Source organism: Methylopila henanensis (assembly GCF_042681025.1).
GTDB lineage: Bacteria > Pseudomonadota > Alphaproteobacteria > Rhizobiales > Methylopilaceae > Methylopila > Methylopila henanensis.
In genome coordinates, this window is record NZ_JBHUER010000003.1 from 83940 (window position 1) to 100293 (window position 16354).

Annotated in this window: 16 protein-coding genes; 10 read left to right on the forward strand and 6 right to left on the reverse strand. The window is 69.5% G+C overall.

All coding sequences use genetic code 11. The annotated features are described in order from the left end of the window. Nucleotides 1-138: 138 nt before the first annotated feature. Together ACFSCV_RS05030 and rpsU are read right to left on the reverse strand one after the other, a co-directional pair. A complete protein-coding gene (locus ACFSCV_RS05030; RefSeq protein ID WP_378797605.1) occupies nucleotides 139-1257 on the reverse strand; it encodes a CobW family GTP-binding protein in 1119 nt (372 codons plus the stop codon). 169 nt (nucleotides 1258-1426) lie between these two features. After that, a complete protein-coding gene (rpsU, locus tag ACFSCV_RS05035) occupies nucleotides 1427-1717 on the reverse strand; it encodes a 30S ribosomal protein S21 (RefSeq protein ID WP_378797607.1) in 291 nt (96 codons plus the stop codon). Between the two features lie 313 nt (nucleotides 1718-2030). On the opposite strand from rpsU, the gene ACFSCV_RS05040 reads away from it, so the two are divergent. Beyond that, complete coding sequence (locus ACFSCV_RS05040; RefSeq protein ID WP_378797609.1) at nucleotides 2031-2243, forward strand: hypothetical protein; 213 nt, start codon at nucleotides 2031-2033, stop codon at nucleotides 2241-2243. Nucleotides 2244-2351: 108 nt separating this feature from the next. Continuing rightward, nucleotides 2352-2774 (forward strand): FKBP-type peptidyl-prolyl cis-trans isomerase, encoded by a 423-nt coding sequence (locus ACFSCV_RS05045; protein ID WP_378797611.1) that lies wholly within the window; start codon nucleotides 2352-2354, stop codon nucleotides 2772-2774. A gap of 64 nt (nucleotides 2775-2838) precedes the next feature. Here ACFSCV_RS05045 and ACFSCV_RS05050 read toward each other — a convergent pair whose 3' ends face one another. Beyond that, complete coding sequence (locus tag ACFSCV_RS05050; protein ID WP_378797613.1) at nucleotides 2839-3525, reverse strand: GntR family transcriptional regulator; 687 nt, start codon at nucleotides 3523-3525, stop codon at nucleotides 2839-2841. Nucleotides 3526-3738: 213 nt separating this feature from the next. Between ACFSCV_RS05050 and ACFSCV_RS05055 the strand changes: the two genes are divergently transcribed. The 3 genes from ACFSCV_RS05055 (at nucleotide 3739) to ACFSCV_RS05065 (ending at nucleotide 6956) form a co-directional block, all read left to right on the forward strand. Then, the gene (locus ACFSCV_RS05055) at nucleotides 3739-5253 is read left to right on the forward strand and encodes a tripartite tricarboxylate transporter permease (protein WP_378797615.1); all 1515 of its coding nucleotides are present in this window, start codon (nucleotides 3739-3741) and stop codon (nucleotides 5251-5253) included. A 74-nt stretch (nucleotides 5254-5327) separates the two neighbouring features. Continuing rightward, nucleotides 5328-6344, forward strand: a complete 1017-nt coding sequence (locus ACFSCV_RS05060) for a tripartite tricarboxylate transporter substrate binding protein (RefSeq protein WP_378797617.1) — start codon at nucleotides 5328-5330, stop codon at nucleotides 6342-6344. 78 nt (nucleotides 6345-6422) lie between these two features. Then, nucleotides 6423-6956 carry a tripartite tricarboxylate transporter TctB family protein gene (locus tag ACFSCV_RS05065; protein ID WP_378797619.1) on the forward strand — a complete coding sequence of 178 codons (534 nt, stop codon included), beginning with the start codon at nucleotides 6423-6425 and terminating at the stop codon, nucleotides 6954-6956. A gap of 75 nt (nucleotides 6957-7031) precedes the next feature. On the opposite strand, the gene ACFSCV_RS05070 is transcribed toward ACFSCV_RS05065, so the two are convergent. Further along, a complete protein-coding gene (locus ACFSCV_RS05070; protein WP_378797620.1) occupies nucleotides 7032-7790 on the reverse strand; it encodes an SDR family oxidoreductase in 759 nt (252 codons plus the stop codon). Nucleotides 7791-7898: 108 nt separating this feature from the next. Between ACFSCV_RS05070 and ACFSCV_RS05075 the strand changes: the two genes are divergently transcribed. Further along, nucleotides 7899-8519, forward strand: coding sequence for a TetR/AcrR family transcriptional regulator (locus ACFSCV_RS05075; RefSeq protein ID WP_378797622.1), 621 nt, complete (start codon nucleotides 7899-7901; stop codon nucleotides 8517-8519). A gap of 10 nt (nucleotides 8520-8529) precedes the next feature. On the opposite strand, the gene argE is transcribed toward ACFSCV_RS05075, so the two are convergent. After that, complete coding sequence (argE, locus tag ACFSCV_RS05080) at nucleotides 8530-9687, reverse strand: acetylornithine deacetylase (RefSeq protein ID WP_378797624.1); 1158 nt, start codon at nucleotides 9685-9687, stop codon at nucleotides 8530-8532. Nucleotides 9688-9812: 125 nt separating this feature from the next. Here argE and ACFSCV_RS05085 point away from each other — a divergent pair, with 125 nt between their 5' ends. The 4 genes from ACFSCV_RS05085 (at nucleotide 9813) to ACFSCV_RS05100 (ending at nucleotide 14223) form a co-directional block, all read left to right on the forward strand. Continuing rightward, entirely contained in the window at nucleotides 9813-10031 is a 219-nt protein-coding gene (locus tag ACFSCV_RS05085; protein WP_378797626.1) for a hypervirulence associated TUDOR domain-containing protein, read from the forward strand. Between the two features lie 146 nt (nucleotides 10032-10177). Further along, a complete protein-coding gene (locus tag ACFSCV_RS05090) occupies nucleotides 10178-12250 on the forward strand; it encodes a response regulator (RefSeq protein WP_378797628.1) in 2073 nt (690 codons plus the stop codon). Between the two features lie 90 nt (nucleotides 12251-12340). Continuing rightward, on the forward strand, nucleotides 12341-13480 hold the full coding sequence (gene ribB / locus ACFSCV_RS05095) for a 3,4-dihydroxy-2-butanone-4-phosphate synthase (RefSeq protein ID WP_378797630.1): 1140 nt from the start codon (nucleotides 12341-12343) through the stop codon (nucleotides 13478-13480). Continuing rightward, entirely contained in the window at nucleotides 13477-14223 is a 747-nt protein-coding gene (locus tag ACFSCV_RS05100; protein WP_378797632.1) for a phosphocholine cytidylyltransferase family protein, read from the forward strand. Before ribB ends, ACFSCV_RS05100 begins: the two co-directional genes overlap by 4 nt. A gap of 150 nt (nucleotides 14224-14373) precedes the next feature. Here the strand turns inward: ACFSCV_RS05100 and acs are convergent, their stop codons facing one another. Beyond that, on the reverse strand, nucleotides 14374-16329 hold the full coding sequence (gene acs / locus ACFSCV_RS05105; protein WP_378797634.1) for an acetate--CoA ligase: 1956 nt from the start codon (nucleotides 16327-16329) through the stop codon (nucleotides 14374-14376). Nucleotides 16330-16354: the final 25 nt, after the last annotated feature.

Sequence of the window (16354 nt, forward strand, 5' to 3'; positions counted from 1 at the left end):
CGCGTCCCGGCCTTGGCGCCGGGACCCAGAAACGCCGGCGGCTGGAAAGCCGCGCGGGCGCCGTTCGAATGACGTGCGGAAAGCGGTGAGGGTCTGGGTCCCGGCGCAAGGCCGGGACCCAGGAGCGCGGCGGTCTTCTTAAGCCGCGCAGGCCTCGAACTCGCGGCGCAGCTTCGCCTCGTCGAGCTCTTTGCCGATGAAGACCAGCTTGGAGCGGCGGGCCTCGTTGGCCTTCCACTCGCGCTGCAGGTCGCCGTCGAGGATCATGTGCACGCCCTGGAAAACGAAGCGGCGGTCCTCGCCCTTGAACGCGAGGATGCCCTTCCAGCGCAGGAAGTTCTGGCCGTCGGACTGCGCCAGCGCGTTGACCCAGGGCATGAACTTGTTGGGGTCGACCTCGCCCGGAATCTCCAGCGCGACCGACTGCATGGTCTCGTCGTGGTAGTGCTTCAGGCCGCCGTGCGCGTGCGCGCCGTGGTCGTGCTTCTCATGCCCGTGGTCATGGCCGTGGTGGTGATGGTCGTGGCCGCAGCCGCAGTCCGGGCCGTGCTCGTGATGGTCATGACCATGATCATGGCCGTGATGGTGATGGTCGTGGTCGTCGGCCTCGAGGAAGGCCGGCTCGATGCTGAGGATGCGGTCGAGATCGAACGCGCCTCTGTCCAGCACCTCGTCCAGCGCGACGGCGCTCTTCACCGTGCGGATGACGCGGGCGTAGGGGTTGATGCCGCGGATGCGGGCCTCGACCTCCTCCAGCTCGTCCTTGGTGACGAGGTCGGTCTTGTTGAGCAGGATCACGTCGGCGAAGGCGATCTGGCTCTTGGCCTCCGGCGCGTCCTTCAGCCGGTCCGTCAGCCACTTGGCGTCGGCGACGGTCACGACGGCGTCGAGCCGGGCCTTCCGGCCCACCTCCTCGTCGATGAAGAAGGTCTGCGCGACGGGGGCGGGGTCGGCGAGGCCGGTGGTCTCGACGATGATCGCGTCGAACTTGCCCTTGCGCTTCATCAGGCCTTCGAGGATGCGGATCAGGTCGCCGCGCACGGTGCAGCAGATGCAGCCGTTGTTCATCTCGAACACTTCCTCGTCGGCGCCGACGACAAGGTCGTTGTCGATGCCGATCTCGCCGAACTCGTTGACGATCACGGCGTATTTCTTGCCGTGCGGCTCGGAGAGGATGCGGTTGAGCAGCGTGGTCTTGCCGGCGCCGAGATAGCCGGTGAGCACGGTGACGGGCGTCTTGTCGGATGCGGACGACATAAGGCCTCCGGAGGCGTCAGGCGGGCCGCGCGCGAGGGGCGGCCGATCGAGGGTTCGCACCTGATATAGCGACGCGCCGCCCCAGCGTCACGTGGGCTCCGGCGGCGCACGAAAAAGCCCCCTTCCGCCGGGCGGAAGGGGGCTTTGGCGTTCGAAACGCGGCTGGGGCTCAGCCGTTGATCGCGGCCGGCGCGGGCGCGGGCGCGGCGGCGGCGCGGGGACGCGCCATCGGCCGCGGCTTCTTCTTCGGACCGGGGATCAGCCCCTCGCGCTGAGCGGCCTTGCGCGCGACCTTGCGGGCCCGGCGCACCGCCTCGGACTTCTGCCGGGCGCGCTTCTCGGACGGCTTCTCATAGGCCTTGCGCTGCTTCATCTCCCGGAAGACGCCTTCGCGCTGCATCTTCTTCTTCAGAGCCTTGAGCGCCTGCTCGATGTTGTTGTCGCGTACGAGAACCTGCACGTGATCTCCTTGGCTTGCGGCGGGCGGCGGCCCGGCGGAAGGGACGGGCGCGGAGGAAAAATGCGCTCGACCCGCGCGCCGGTCAGCCATCGCGCGGTGGACGCCCTCGGAAAAGGCGATGAAAGCCCGACAGCGAAGCGCGTCAGGCGGAAAATTTCACGAAAGAGCGCGAAAAATTCATGGCCAACATAGGCTGCGCGGCGAAATTATCAAGCGCGCGCCGGCCGCAATTCCTGCAGGCCCTGCGGGCGATTTATTTTCGGCGCCTGCCCGCGGATGCTTTCAAAGCCTGTGCGGCATGATACAAGAATTCATGTCAGATTCCCACAAATACAAAATTGGACAGCGTCTCGAGCTGTCGCCCAGCAGCGTCGGCCGCGCCGGCGGCGTGGTCGAGGTTGTCCGCCTGCTCCCCGCGATGCGCGACGATCTGGAGCCCCAGTACCGGGTCAAGAGCCATGCCGAGAGCCACGAGCGCGTGGTTCAGGAGAGCATGCTGAGCCTTGCGGCGGCCCGCGCGGGCTGATCCTCCCCCGGCTTCGGCCGTCCCTGTTCGAACATCGACCGGCCGCGCTATAACCCCGCCGGCCGACCGCGCCCGCACGAGCGCGGCGGCGTGAAGGAGGAGCCGTCTATGATCCGTTCGCTCGCCCTCGCCACAGGAGCCCTGACCCTCGCCATGACCCTTTCCGCATCCGCCGCCGAAACCAAGACGCTGCCCTCCGGGCTCAAGATCCAGGAGGAGGTCGTCGGCTCGGGGGCCGAGGCCGTGGCGGGCAAGACGGTGCAGGTCCACTACACCGGCTGGCTGGACCAGAACGGCGCCAAGGGCGCGAAGTTCGATTCGTCGCGCGACCGGGGCGATCCCTTTGCGTTCCGCCTCGGCGCGGGACAGGTGATCAAGGGCTGGGACGAGGGCGTCGCCGGCATGAAGGTCGGCGGCAAGCGCACGCTGACGATCCCGGCCGAACTCGGCTACGGCGCGCGCGGCGCCGGCGGCGTGATCCCGCCGAACGCGACCCTGGTCTTCGACGTTGAGCTGCTCGGCGTCCGCTGACGCCCTGGCCTGACGCGGCGCGCGCCGCGCGGCCCCGTCCGGGCCTTGCGGGGCGCGCGCCGCGTCAGTCGATCGTGACGTAGCGCTCGACGTGCTCCCGGAGCCGGAGCGTGTGCTCGCGCACCAGACGTTCGGCGCGCTCGCCGTTGCGCGCCTCCAGCGCATCGACGATCTCCTTGTGATCGACGATCGAGCGTCGGGCGCGGTCCTGCTCGAAGATGGTCCGCTGCCGGATGGCGCGGACATGCATGAACAGGCCGCTCGTGATGTCCGCGATCAGGCGGCAGCGCGAGAGCGCGATGATGGCGGCGTGGAAGCGGATGTTGGCGTCCGAATACTCGCCCATGTGGGCGTCGACGTCGGCGCCCGAGAACGTGTCGGTCAGCCCGTGCAGGGCGGCGATCTCGGCGTCGCTCGCGACCACGGTCGCGAGCCGGGCCGCCATGCTTTCGAGCGCGGCCCAGACGGTGATCATCTCCAGGATCTCGGCCTTGGTCCGGCGCACGATGAAGATGCCGCGCCGTGGCGCCGTGCGCACCAGACCCTCTTGCTCGAGCTGCGCCAGCGCCTCCCGGAGCGGCGTGCGGCTGACGCCGAACTTCAGCGCGAGCGCGCGCTCGTCCAGCTTGAGCTGGGCCTTCTCGTCGTAGAGGTTCATCTCGAAAATCGCGGCCTTCAGCGCCTCGTAGGTGCGCGCTTTCAGGCTCTGCAGACCTTCGATCGGCTGCAGCTCGAGTCCGTTCTCCGACATGCGGCGCCCGCTCCACCCCTCGCGATTGCGTGACAAGTGTATACCACAGGAACGTCAGCATTCATTCAGCGTCGCCGTCTAATCATTTAGAATATTGCTGCGTCGCACATGCAAATGGAATATTGCATGCCATGACGGCCGCGAATAGCGTCCTCCATGACTGGCGAAACGAAGCTTTCGAGCTCGATCGCCGTTCGCTCGGGGAGGATATGCATGGACGAGCTCAGCGCTCTCGTCGGCGGATTCGCCGTCGCGTTGACGTGGTACAATGTGGCGCTGATGATCCTGGGCATCACGCTCGGCGTCGTCATCGGCGTGCTCCCCGGCCTCGGCGGCGCGAACGGCGTCGCGATCCTGCTGCCGCTGACGTTCTCGATGGAGCCGACTTCGGCGATCATCATGCTCACCAGCATCTACTGGGGGGCGCTGTTCGGCGGGGCGATCACCGCCATCCTGTTCAACATTCCCGGCGAGCCGTGGTCGGTCGCGACGACCTTCGACGGCCATCCCATGGCCCAACGCGGCCGCGCCGACGAGGCGCTGGTGGCCGCCTTCACCTCCTCCTTCGTCGGCGCGATCTTCGCCGTCGCGCTCATCACCTTCCTCGCGCCCGTGGTCGCCAAGTTCGCGCTGCGCTTCGGGCCGGCCGAATTCTTCGCGGTGCAGTTCCTCACCTTCGCGAGCTTCATCGGCATGGGGCGCGGCTCGCCGGCCAAGACGCTCGCCTCCATGTGCCTCGGCTTCGCGCTCGCCTGCGTCGGCCTCGACGGCGTCACCGGCTCGCTGCGCATGACCTTCGGGCATGAGGAGCTGCTGAACGGCTTCAAGTTCCTGGTGGCGGTCATCGGCCTGTTCGGCATCGGCGAGATCCTGACCTCCATGGAGGACGGGCTGAAGTTCTCCGGCGCCGACGCCAAGCTGAAGATGGACGCGGTGATCCGCACCTGGCGCCAGCTTCCGAAGATGTTCTTCACCTTCCTGCGCAGCTGCATCGTCGGCTGCTGGATGGGCATCACGCCGGGCGGCGCGACCCCGGCCTCCTTCATGGGCTACGGCCTCGCCAAGCGGTTCTCGAAGAACGGCAACAATTTCGGCAAGGGCGAACTCGAGGGCGTGGTGGCGCCGGAGACCGCGGCCCACGCCGCCGGCACCTCGGCGCTGCTGCCCATGCTCACGCTCGGCATTCCCGGCTCGCCCACCGCGGCGGTGCTGCTGGGCGGCCTGCTGATCTGGGGCCTCCAGCCCGGACCGCTGCTGTTCGTCGAGCAGAAGGACTTCGTCTGGGGCCTGATCGCGTCGATGTATCTCGGCAACGTCGTCGGCCTGATCATGGTCCTGACCTGCGTGCCGCTGTTCGCCGCGATCCTGCGCGTGCCGTTCTCGATCATCGCTCCGGTGATCGTCGTGATCTGCGCGATCGGCGCCTACACCGTGAACAACGCCATGTTCGACGTGTGGATGATGCTGGTGTTCGGCGTCATGGGCTACCTCTTCACCAAGCTCGGCTATCCGCTGCCTCCGCTCGTCCTCGCCCTCGTGCTGGGCGACCAGGCCGAGAGCTCGTTCCGCCAGGCGATGCTGGTGAGCCAGGGCGACGTGACGGTGTTCTGGTCCAACTGGCTGTCGGGCTCGATCATGACGCTCGGCGTCATCCTCGCCTTCTGGCCGCTGGTCTCGGGCCTGATGGCGCGCTTCGGAAAATCCGGCCGGACGGCGCCGGCGGCCTGAACCGCCGGGCGCTCCTTGCGCCGCCTCTGTTGAAGAAGCCGCGTCAGAGCGGCTCGTTATGGGAGATGGACGTCATGCGCATGAAGACGTGGAAGACGGTCGCCGCGCGTCTCGGCCTCGCCGCGGGCATCGCGGCGCTCGCCGCCCCCGCGCTGGCCTGGGAGCCGACGAAGCCGGTCACGCTCATCATCCCCGCCGGCACCGGCGGCGGCGCGGACCAGATGGCGCGCTTCATCCAGGGCGTGATCCAGAAGCACGAACTGATGTCGAAGCCGCTGATCGTCGTGAACAAGGGCGGCGGCGCGGGCGCCGAGGGCTTCCTCGAGATGAAGGCCAGCGCGGCCGACCCGCACAAGATCATCATCACCCTGTCGAACCTGTTCACCACCCCGCTCGGCACCGGCACGCCCTTCAGCTGGAAGGACATGAAGCCGGTGAAGATGATGGCGCTCGACCAGTTCATCCTGTGGGTGAACGCCGCCGAGCCCTACAAGACCGCCAAGGAGTATGTCGACGCCGTCAAGGCGGGCGACGACCGGGCGTTCAAGATGGGCGGCACCGGCTCCAAGCAGGAAGACCAGATCATCACCGTCGCTATCGAGAAGGAGACCGGCGGCAAGAAGTTCACCTACGTGCCTTACGACGGCGGCGGCAAGGTCGCGGTCCAGCTCGTGGGCGGCCATGTCAACTCGTCGGTCAACAACCCGATCGAGGCGGTGGCCCAGTGGCGCGGCGGACAGCTCCGCCCGCTCTGCATCTTCGACAAGGCGCGCTCGACCTACGCCAACAAGGTGACGGAGACCCAGGCCTGGTCGGACATCCCGACCTGCACGGAATCCGGCCTGCCGATCGAGTACCAGATGCTCCGCGGCATCTTCACCACCAAGAACGCCACCCCGGAGCAGGTCTCCTACTACGAGGGCGTGCTGAAGAAGGTGATGGAGACGCCGGAGTGGAAGGAGTTCATGGAGAAGGGCGCCTTTAACCAGACCACCATGACCGGCTCCGAGTTCGAGGCCTGGCTGACCGACGCCGAAGCCCGGCATCGCGAGCTGATGACCGGCGCCGGCTTCGTGGCGGCGGCGCGGTAACGCGCCGGCGGTCGAGAACGGCCCCTCGCCGCGCGGGCGGGGGGCGCAACGGACGATGACAGGGGGCGGAAGTCAGAGATGAGCGCGATCGATCCGGACCAGATCCACAACGTCGAGGCCGAAAAGCCGCTCGTGAGCCTGCGGGCCGCCGACATCGCCGTCGCGCTGCTGTTCCTGCTCGCGAGCGCGATCGTCATCGTCGACAGCCACCGCCTCGGCTTCGCGTGGCTGCCGAACGAGGGGCCGGCGCCCGGCTACTTCCCGTTCTACATCGCCGTCGTGATGGGGATCGCGAGCCTCGTCAACCTCGCCCGCGCGCTGCCGAAGCCCGAGGGCGAGGAGGCGGGCGTCATGACCAGCAAGCCCGGCTTCCTGCGCATGTGCGCGATCTTCGTGCCGGCGGTCGTGTTCGTGTTCGCGATCGGCTGGATCGGGATTTACGTGTCGTCGGCGATCTACATCGCCGCTTTCATGGTCTTCGTCGGCCGGTTCCCGATCTGGAAGGCGCTGGCCGTCGCTTTCGGCGTGTCCTTCATCAGCTTCCTGATGTTCGAGGTCTGGTTCCTGGTGCCGCTGCCCAAGGGGCCGCTCGAGGCCGCCTTCGGGTTCTGAAGCCGCCCATCCCGCGCTCCGATCGGCCCGGACGGCGCGACGCCGTCCGGGCCGATCGCGTTCCGGGGACGGCGCTCAGGCGTTCACGCCGCCGTCGAGCGTGATGCGCGCGCCGGTCACGTATCGCCCTTCGGCGCTCGCCAGCCAGGCCACCGCGCCGGCGATGTCGTCGGGCTGTCCGTAGCTCTTGATCGCCATGCCGGCGAGCATGGCGGGGGCCTGATCGCCGTCCTGAGGGTTCATGTCGGTGTTGACGGGACCGGGCTGCACCACGTTGACCGTGATCTTGCGGGCCCCGAGATCACGGGCGAGGCCCTTGGTCAGGCCGACCAGAGCGGCCTTGCTGGCGGAATAGACCGCGATGCCGGCGAAGCCGACCTGCTCGCCGAGGCAGGAGCCGATCGAGATGATCCGGCCGCCGTCCGGCAGATGCTTCGCGGCCGCCTGCGACGCGACGATCACCGAGAGCACGTTGACGTCGAGGGTCGCCCGGATGTCCTCCAGCGTCATGTCGCCGATCGGGCCGCCGCGCGCGATGCCGGCGTTGTTGACCAGAATGTCGAGCCCGCCGAGTTCGGCGACCGTCTTCTCGACCGCCGCCTGCGTGGCCGCGACGTCCGCCGCGTCGGCCTGGATCGCGACGCCCTTGCGCCCGAGCGCCCGGATCTCCGCGGCGACCGCCTCCGCCTTCTCGGCGGAACGCTCGTAGGTGATGACGACGTCCGCGCCCTCTGCCGCGAGGCGCTTCGCGATCGCGGCGCCGATGCCGCGGCTTGCGCCGGTGACGAGAGCCTTCTTGCCGGCGAGCCGGCCGTTCTGAACCTGCGCGGACATCGCCGCCTCCATTTCTGTATTGATCGATACGGAAATATGAGCGTTGCCGCAGCGCGTCAAGAGAATTATATATCGATCGTAACAAAAACACAGGAGCCGGTCTCGACCATGGCGGAGCGTGGACGCCCGCGAAGCTTCGACCGCGACGTGGCGCTCGCGGCGGCGATGCGCGAATTCTGGGCGAAGGGCTATGAGGCGACGTCGATCGCCGACCTGACCGCGGCGATGGGCATCGGCGCGCCGAGCCTCTACGCCGCCTTCGGCTCGAAGGACGCGCTGTTCGGGGAGGCTGTTTCTCTCTTCGAACGCACGGCGGGCGCGCCTCTCGCGGCGGCGGTCGACACGGCCGCGACGGCGCGCGAGGCGGTGTCGGCGTTCCTGCGCCGGAGCGCCGCCTCCCTCGCTGGGGGCGGCCACCCGGCGGGCTGCATGGTCACCTTCTCGGCGGTCAACGCCGTCGGGGCGAGCGAGGCGACCTGCCGGGGCTTGCGCGAGCGGCGCGCCGCCGGCTGCGCGCGGCTGGCCGAGCGCCTGCGCCGCGGGCAGCAGGACGGCGAGATTCCGGCCGACGCCGACGCGGAGGCGGTCGCCGCCTTCTACGTCGCCGTGCAGCAGGGCATGTCGATCCAGGCGCGGGACGGCGCCTCGCCCGGCGACCTCGAGCGCATCGCGGAGGTCGCCATGGCGGGGTGGGACGCCGTTATCGCCGGCGGCGCGGCGTCGGGCTGACGTCGGCGGCTCACGCCGAGCAGTGCGCGATCAGCCGCCGGACGAAGGCCTCGCAGGCGGCGAGCTGCGCCTCGGTCACGAACTCGTCCGGCTTGTGCGCCTCGCCGATCGAGCCAGGGCCGCAGATCACGGTCGGGATTCCCGCCATCTCCACAAACAGGCCGGCCTCGGTGCCGTAGGCGACCTTGGCGTGGTCGTTGCGGCCGGCGAGCCGCTTTGCGAGCGTCACGATGTCGGCGGACGGATCCGTCGAAAGCCCCGGAAACTCCGACTTGATCCGGACGTCCAACGAGGCCTGGGGATCGCGCGCCTTCATCTCCGCCTCGATCCCGGCCGCGACGCCGCGGACCTCCTCGACCAGCGCGTCCGCGTCCTCCTCCGGCAGCACGCGGAACTCGAACTCCAGCGTCGCCTCGTCGGGCACGATGTTGAGCGCGGTCCCGCCGTGGAACACGCCGACATGGGCGGTGCTGAACGGCACGTCGTAGAGCTCGTCGCGGCCGCCGGAGGACGCGAGCCGCCCGCCGATCTCCGTCACGGCCGTGACCAGCCGCGCGGCGTGCTCGACCGCGTTGACGAACTCCGGCGCCCGCGACGAGTGCCCGCTTGTGCCGCGCGCTACGCCGATCAGCGAGCGCTTGGCCTTGTGGCCGATGACCACCTGCATGTCGGTCGGCTCGCCGACGATGCAGCCGAGCGGCTTCACCGGCCGCGCCGCCAGCGCGGCGAGCAGGCCGCGCACGCCGAGGCAGCCGACCTCCTCGTCGTAGGAGAAGGCGAAGTGGATCGGGATCTTGAGGTCGGCCTTCGCCATCTCGGGCGCGAGCGCGAGGCAGACCGCGAGAAAGCCCTTCATGTCGCACGCGCCGCGGCCGTAGATCCGCCCGTCGCGGCGCAGGAGCGCGAACGGATCGCTCGACCAGGGCTGGCCGTCGACCGGCACCACGTCGGTGTGGCCGGACAGCACGATCCCCGGCCGGTCGGCGGGGCCGATCGTGGCGTAGAGGTTCGCCTTCTCCCCGCCGGCGTCGGTCACGCGCTCGTGCGGCACGCCGAGCCCGTCGAGATAGGCCTCGACGTCCGCGATCAGCGCGAGGTTCGAGTTGCGGCTGGTGGTGTCGAAGGCGAGCAGCCGCCCGAGCAGGTCGATCGTGGTTTGGGAGGCCATGTCGCTCCGTGGGGTGATGTCGGCGCCCCCACCATAGAGCCCGAGCGCGATCGCCAGAAGACCTGTCGGGAACGCGCGTGGGGCGGTCGCGTTGAGCCTCGCGAAGGCGTGCGGAGGAGCAGGCGATGACGAAGGCTTACGCTGTCGGCGCGAAGGTGTCGTGGTCCTGGGGGCGCGGCGAGGCGACGGGAAAGGTGGCCGACGTGTTCCGGAAACGGGTCCAGCGCACCATCAAGGGCGCGAAGATCACCCGCAGGGCGACCGAGGCCAATCCCGCCTATCTCGTGGTTCAGGACGACGGCGCGAAGGCGCTGAAGTCGCACTCCGAACTCGAGAAGGCTTGACCGCGGAGCCCCGCGCGCCGACGCCGGAGTGACCAGCCCTGCGTCGGCAGGCGGGGCCGTGACCCCTTTCCCCGCGAAATTTTGTGCTACGGTCGCCCAGCGCCGCCGGGGGTCTTCGCCGCGGCGCGGTCAGGGCCGCCGGGTCGATGAGCAGGGTAACGCCGCTGGTGTCTTTGGGGCTGTCCGAAACGTCGTCCGATCGCGCCGAGATCGAGCGGCTGCGCCGGGAGCTGGATGAAACGGCGGCGCGGCTTCGCGACGCCAACCTGCAGCTCGCCGCGACGCTCGAGGAGCGGCGCGGGGTCGACGCCGCCCGGCGCGGCGTGGACGCCGTCTACGCCGCCTACATCGACAACACCCCGGACGGCGTGTTCGTGGTCTCGATCGGGCCCGAAGACGGCATCGTGGTCGAGACGGTCAACCGCGTCATCATGCGCTCGCTGCCGCTGCGCGGCCGCGACGTGCGCGGCATGGCCCTCCGCGACGTCATGCCCGGCGAGGCCGCCGAACGCCTCACCGCTCAGATCGCCGGATGCCTCGCCTCCTCAAAGCCGCTGCGCTACGAGGAGACCGTCGCGCTGCCGGGCGGCGAGCGCGTGTTCGAGGTGACGCTGACGCCGGTGACGATCGCGGGGCTTCCGACCCGCGTGGTCGGCGCCGCGCGCGACCTGACGGAGAGCCGCCGCGCCGAGCAGCAGCTGCGCCAGGCCCAGAAGATGGAGGTGATCGGCCAGCTCACCGGCGGCGTCGCGCACGACTTCAACAATCTGCTGCAGGTGGTGAAGGGCAATCTGGACCTGCTCGCGCTCGAACTCGCGGCCTCAGGCGCGTCCGGCCTTCCGCCGACCGTCGACGCCCGGCTTCGGGGCGCGATGGAGGGCGCCGCCCGCGGCGCCAAGCTGACGCGCCAGCTGCTCGCCTTTTCGCGCCGGCAGCCGCTCGCGCCCAAATCCGTCGCGGTCTACGCGCTCATCGCCGCCATGTCGGAGCTGCTCCAGCGCACGCTCGGCGAGACCGTCCAGGTGGAGATCGCCGGCGACGAGCCGGCCTGGACCGCGCTTGTCGATCCGACCCAGCTCGAGAACGCGGTGCTCAACCTCGCGATCAACGCCCGCGACGCCATGCCGGAGGGCGGCAAGCTCACCATCGAGGTCCGCAACCGGCTCGACGGCGACGATCCCGCGGCGCGCTGGATCGACCTGTCCGTCTCCGATTCCGGCCACGGGATGGCGCCGGCGGTGCTGGCGCGGGTGTTCGAGCCGTTCTTCTCCACCAAGCCGGAAGGCCGCGGAACCGGGCTCGGCCTGCCGCAGGTGCAGGGCTTCATCGAGCAGTCGCACGGCCGCATGGACATCGAGAGCGCGATCGGCGTCGGCACGTCCGTGAAGCTGTCGCTGCCCGGCAGCGACACGCGGCCGGTCGAGGCGGAGGAGCCGGCCCCGTTCGACGTGCGGGGCCGCGGCGAGCGCATTCTGGTGATCGAGGACGACGCCGCGGTGCGCCGCGCAGTCGGCGACCTCCTGCTGGCTCTCGGCTACGAGGTCATGACCGCGGCCACGACCGTCGAGGCGGCGGCCCTGCTCGAAAGCGCCGCGCCGTTCGACGCCCTGCTGTCCGACGTGGTGATGCCCGGCAGCCCGAGCCCGCCCGAACTCGCCCGCGCCGCCCGGGCCGCGCGGCCGCGGCTCAAGGTGCTGTTCATGTCGGGCTACGCCGAGGACGTCATCGTCCATCAGGGGCGGATCGACGCCGACGTGCAGCTGATCGAAAAGCCCTACCGCAAGGAGGAGCTGTCGCTCCGGCTGCGCCGGCTGCTCGACGAGGCCCCGGCCCCGGACGGCGCCGCGGAGCCGGCCGCGCCCCGGCGGGTGCTGCTGGTCGAGGACGAGCCGCTGATCGCCATGAGCCTCGTCGACCTGCTCGGCAGCTTCGGCTACGGCGTCAGCGAGGCGCGCAACGCGGCCGACGCCCAGCGCCTGTTCCGCGAAGGGCCTCGCGTCGACCTGATCCTCTCCGATCTCGGCCTGCCCGACATGGACGGCGAGGATCTGGCCGACTGGTTCCGCCGCGAGCGCCCCGGCGTGCCGATCGTGTTCTCCACCGGCCTCGGCGATTTCACCCCGCGGCCCGAGCTCGTGGACGGCGGTCCGGTGCGGGTCGTGACCAAGCCGTTCGACAGCGGGACGCTGCGTTCCGCGCTCGAAAGCTGCGTGAGCTGACGCCTCGGACTTGACCCGCTCGCCGCCCAAGGTGCATTCGACCCCCGCGCGGGCGCGGCCGGCGCATGTGCCGCAGCAGGGCGTGACGGAATGGAACTCGACAGCATCGACGACGCGATCGCGGCCATCGCCGCCGGCGAGCTCGTGGTCGTCGTGGACGACACCGACCGGGAGAACGAGGGCGACCTGATCATGGCCGCCTCCAAGGCGACCCCGGAGAAGCTCGCCTTCATGATCCGGCACACGAGCGGCATCATCTGCGCTCCGATGTCGGCCGACCGGGCGGACGAGCTCAACCTCGCCCCTATGGTCGCGAACAACCGCGACCCCATGCGCACCGCCTTCACGGTGTCAGTCGACTACAAGATCGGGCTGACCACCGGCATCTCCGCCGAGGAGCGCGCCAACACGGTGCGCGGCCTCGCCAGCGACAACGCGGTCGGCGGCGACTTCCTGCGGCCGGGCCACGTGTTCCCGCTGATCGCGCGCGAGGGCGGCGTGCTGACCCGCTCCGGCCACACCGAGGCGGGCGTCGACCTCGCGGTCCTCGCCGGCCTTCCCGGCGTCGGCGTGCTGGCCGAGATCGTCAACGACGACGGCACGGTCAAGCGCCTGCCCGAGCTGGTGCCGTTCGCGCGCGAGCACGGGCTGAAGATCATCTCGATCGAGGACCTGATCGACCACCGCTCGCGCCGCGAGACCTTCGTGCGCCGCGTCGACAGCTTCGAGCGCCGCATCAACGGCCTCGACGCCGTGGTCTCGATCTACGAGACGCCGTTCGAGCAGACCCAGCATCTCGCCATCACCGTCGGCGACGTGAAGGGCGAGGCGCCCGCGCCCTGCCGCATCCATCGCGAGCACCTGCTCTCGGACCTGCTGCGCGGCCCGGCCACCTCCAAGGGGTGGCTCGACAACGCGCTGGCGCGCTTCGGCGAGACCCGGCGCGGCGTGTTCGTGCTGATCCGCGACCCGGCCGTGCTGCGCGACGCCGCTGACGTCCAGGCCGGATCGGACGGGCAGAGCGCGGCCGACCCGTCCGACGAAAAACACCTTTCCGCCCGCCAGCGCCGGGCGCGATGGCGGGAGATCGGCGTCGGCGCGCAGATCCTGCGCGACCTCGGCGTCCGCAAGATCTCGCTGCTCGCCGGCCATGAGCGCCAGTTCGTCGGCCTCGCCGGCTTCGGCATCGCGATCGAGAAGACCGAAATCGTCGAAAGGGACGGCGCGTGAAAGCCATCATCCTGAGCGCGGGGCAGGGGCGGCGGCTGCTGCCCCTGACCGCCGAGACGCCGAAGTGCCTGATCCCGTTTTCGGGGCGCAGCCTGCTCGAATGGCAGGTGCGCGCGCTGCACGCGGCGGGCGTGATGGACGTCGTCGTCGTGACCGGCTTCGAGGCCGACAAGGTCGCCGCCGCGCTGGACGAGATCGACCTGCCCGGCGCTCGGCTCAGGACTTCGCACAACCCGTTCTTCGAGCTCGCCGACAACCTCGCGAGCTGCTGGATCGCGCGCCACGAGATGGCCGACGAGTTCCTGATCCTGAACGGCGACACGCTGATCGCGCCCGAGATCGCCGCCCGCGTGCTCGAAAGCCCGGCGACGGCGCCGATCACGGTCACGATCGACATCAAGGACGACTACGACACCGACGACATGAAGGTGCGCGCGGAAGGCGACCGCCTGCTCGCGATCGGCAAGACGCTGCCGCTCGACATGGTGACGGGCGAGTCGATTGGCTTCCTGCGCTTCACGCGCGAGGGCGGACGCTCCTTCGTGACCGAGATCGAGCGCCTGCTGCGCAACGAGGACGGCCTGAAGCGCTGGTACCTGTCGGCGATCGACGGCATCGCGCGCTACCACGGCAATGTGGGCGTGCGCTCGATCCAGGGTCTCGAATGGGGCGAACTCGACTTCCCCGCGGACCTCGACCATGGCGTCGCCATGACCGACGGCTGGGTGAAGCGCGGGCTCTGAGGGGCTCCTCGGCCTGATCGCCTCGGATCAGGCCGTCGGGCCACGGAACACGGCGACGACCAATCCGTCAGGGACGGCGGCCCCCCAAAGGCCGGTCTTTGACCTTCCCACGTCCTCCGGCCGGAGCCGGAGGACGTGGGAAGGGTCCGATCAGGCCGCGGCGTCCTTCTTCTTGTTCTGGCGGTGATCGATCAGGTCGTCGACCACGCCGGGGTCGGCCAGCGTCGAGGTGTCGCCGAGCGCGCCGAACTCGTCCTCGGCGATCTTGCGCAGGATGCGGCGCATGATCTTGCCGGACCTGGTCTTGGGCAGACCGGGCGCGAACTGGATCAGGTCCGGCGCGGCGATCGGGCCGATGTCCTTGCGCACCCAGGCGATCAGCTCCTTGCGCAGCGCGTCGTCGCCCTCGACGCCCGACATCAGCGTGACATAGGCGTAGATGCCCTGGCCCTTGATGTCGTGCGGGTAGCCCACGACGGCGGCCTCCGACACCTTCTCATGCGCCACCAGCGAGCTTTCCACTTCTGCCGTGCCCATGCGGTGGCCGGAGACGTTGATGACGTCGTCGACGCGGCCGGTGATCCAGTAGTAGCCGTCGGCGTCGCGCCGGCAGCCGTCGCCGGTGAAGTACTTGTTCGGGTAGGTCGAGAAGTAGGTCTCCTCGAAGCGCTTGTGGTCGCCATAGACGGTGCGCATCTGGCCCGGCCACGAGTCGGCGATCACCAGATTGCCCTCCGCCGCGCCCTCGAGAACCTTGCCCTCCGCGTCGACCAGCTCCGGCCGGACGCCGAAGAACGGCTTGGTGGCGGAGCCCGGCTTCAGGTCGGTCGCGCCGGGCAGCGGGGTGATCAGGATGCCGCCGGTCTCGGTCTGCCACCAGGTGTCGACGATCGGGCAGCGGCTGTCGCCGACGACGCGGTAGTACCATTCCCACGCCTCCGGATTGATCGGCTCGCCGACCGATCCCAGCAGGCGCAGGCTTTCGCGCGAGGTCTTCTTCACCGCCTCCTCGCCGCCGCTCATCAGGGCGCGGATCGCGGTCGGCGCGGTGTAGAAGATGTTGACCTTGTGCTTGTCGACCACCTCCCAGAAGCGGGAGGACGACGGATAGTTCGGCACGCCCTCGAACATCAGCGTGGTGGCGCCGTTCGCGAGCGGGCCGTAGACGATGTAGGAGTGGCCCGTCACCCAGCCCACGTCCGCGGTGCACCAGTAGATGTCGCCGTCGTGGTAGTCGAAGATGAGCTGGTGGGTGTACGAGGCGTAGACGAGGTAGCCGCCGGTGGTGTGCAGCACGCCCTTCGGCTTGCCCGTGGAGCCGGAGGTGTAGAGGATGAACAGCGGGTCCTCCGCGTTCATGGCCTCGGGCTCGCAGTCGGGCGAGGCCTCCGCGACCGCGTCCTCGTAGCGGACGTCGCGGCCCTCGGTCCAGGCGACGTCGGCTCCGGTGCGGGTGACGACGAAGACGGTGTCGACGCCGCCTGCCTTGGCGATGGCGGCGTCGGTGTTGGCCTTCAGCGGCACCTTGCGGCCGCCGCGCAGGCCCTCGTCGGCGGTGATCACGACCTTCGACTCGCAGCCCTCGATGCGGCCGGCGAGGCTGTCCGGCGAGAAGCCGCCGAACACGATCGAATGCACCGCGCCGATGCGGGCGCAGGCGAGCATGGCGTAGGCGGCTTCCGGGATCATCGGCAGGTAGATCGTGACCCGGTCGCCCTTCTTCACGCCGCGGCTCTTAAGCGCGTTCGCGAGGCGGCCGACCTGCTCATGCAGTTCCCGGTAGGTGATCGCCTTCGAGTCCTTCGGGTCGTCGCCCTCCCAGAGGATCGCGACCTGGTCGCCGCGGGTCGCGAGATGGCGGTCGACGCAGTTGGCCGACACGTTCAGCGCGCCGTCCTCGTACCATTTGATCGAGACGTTCCCGGGCGCGTAGGAGACGTTCTTCACCTTGGTGTAGGGGGTGATCCAGTCGACGCGCTTGCCCACCTCGCCCCAGAACCCGTCCGGATCCTGGATCGAGCGGGCGTAGTCGGCGTCGTACTTGGCGGCGTCCACATGGGCGCGTTTCGCCCACTCGGCCGGGACAGTGTGCAGTTTCTCGGACATGACGCCTCGCTCCAGGGCCCCTCGC

Coding starts and splice junctions, on each gene's coding strand:
- ACFSCV_RS05070 (WP_378797620.1), bottom strand. CDS start 7,790: ATGTCCGCGCAGGTTCAGAACGGCCGGCTCGCCGGCAAGAAGGCTCTC.
- ACFSCV_RS05045 (WP_378797611.1), top strand. CDS start 2,352: ATGATCCGTTCGCTCGCCCTCGCCACAGGAGCCCTGACCCTCGCCATG.
- ACFSCV_RS05050 (WP_378797613.1), bottom strand. CDS start 3,525: ATGTCGGAGAACGGACTCGAGCTGCAGCCGATCGAAGGTCTGCAGAGC.
- ACFSCV_RS05040 (WP_378797609.1), top strand. CDS start 2,031: ATGTCAGATTCCCACAAATACAAAATTGGACAGCGTCTCGAGCTGTCG.
- ACFSCV_RS05075 (WP_378797622.1), top strand. CDS start 7,899: ATGGCGGAGCGTGGACGCCCGCGAAGCTTCGACCGCGACGTGGCGCTC.
- ACFSCV_RS05055 (WP_378797615.1), top strand. CDS start 3,739: ATGGACGAGCTCAGCGCTCTCGTCGGCGGATTCGCCGTCGCGTTGACG.
- ACFSCV_RS05090 (WP_378797628.1), top strand. CDS start 10,178: ATGAGCAGGGTAACGCCGCTGGTGTCTTTGGGGCTGTCCGAAACGTCG.
- ACFSCV_RS05060 (WP_378797617.1), top strand. CDS start 5,328: ATGCGCATGAAGACGTGGAAGACGGTCGCCGCGCGTCTCGGCCTCGCC.
- ribB (WP_378797630.1), top strand. CDS start 12,341: ATGGAACTCGACAGCATCGACGACGCGATCGCGGCCATCGCCGCCGGC.
- ACFSCV_RS05065 (WP_378797619.1), top strand. CDS start 6,423: ATGAGCGCGATCGATCCGGACCAGATCCACAACGTCGAGGCCGAAAAG.
- ACFSCV_RS05085 (WP_378797626.1), top strand. CDS start 9,813: ATGACGAAGGCTTACGCTGTCGGCGCGAAGGTGTCGTGGTCCTGGGGG.
- ACFSCV_RS05030 (WP_378797605.1), bottom strand. CDS start 1,257: ATGTCGTCCGCATCCGACAAGACGCCCGTCACCGTGCTCACCGGCTAT.
- argE (WP_378797624.1), bottom strand. CDS start 9,687: ATGGCCTCCCAAACCACGATCGACCTGCTCGGGCGGCTGCTCGCCTTC.
- acs (WP_378797634.1), bottom strand. CDS start 16,329: ATGTCCGAGAAACTGCACACTGTCCCGGCCGAGTGGGCGAAACGCGCC.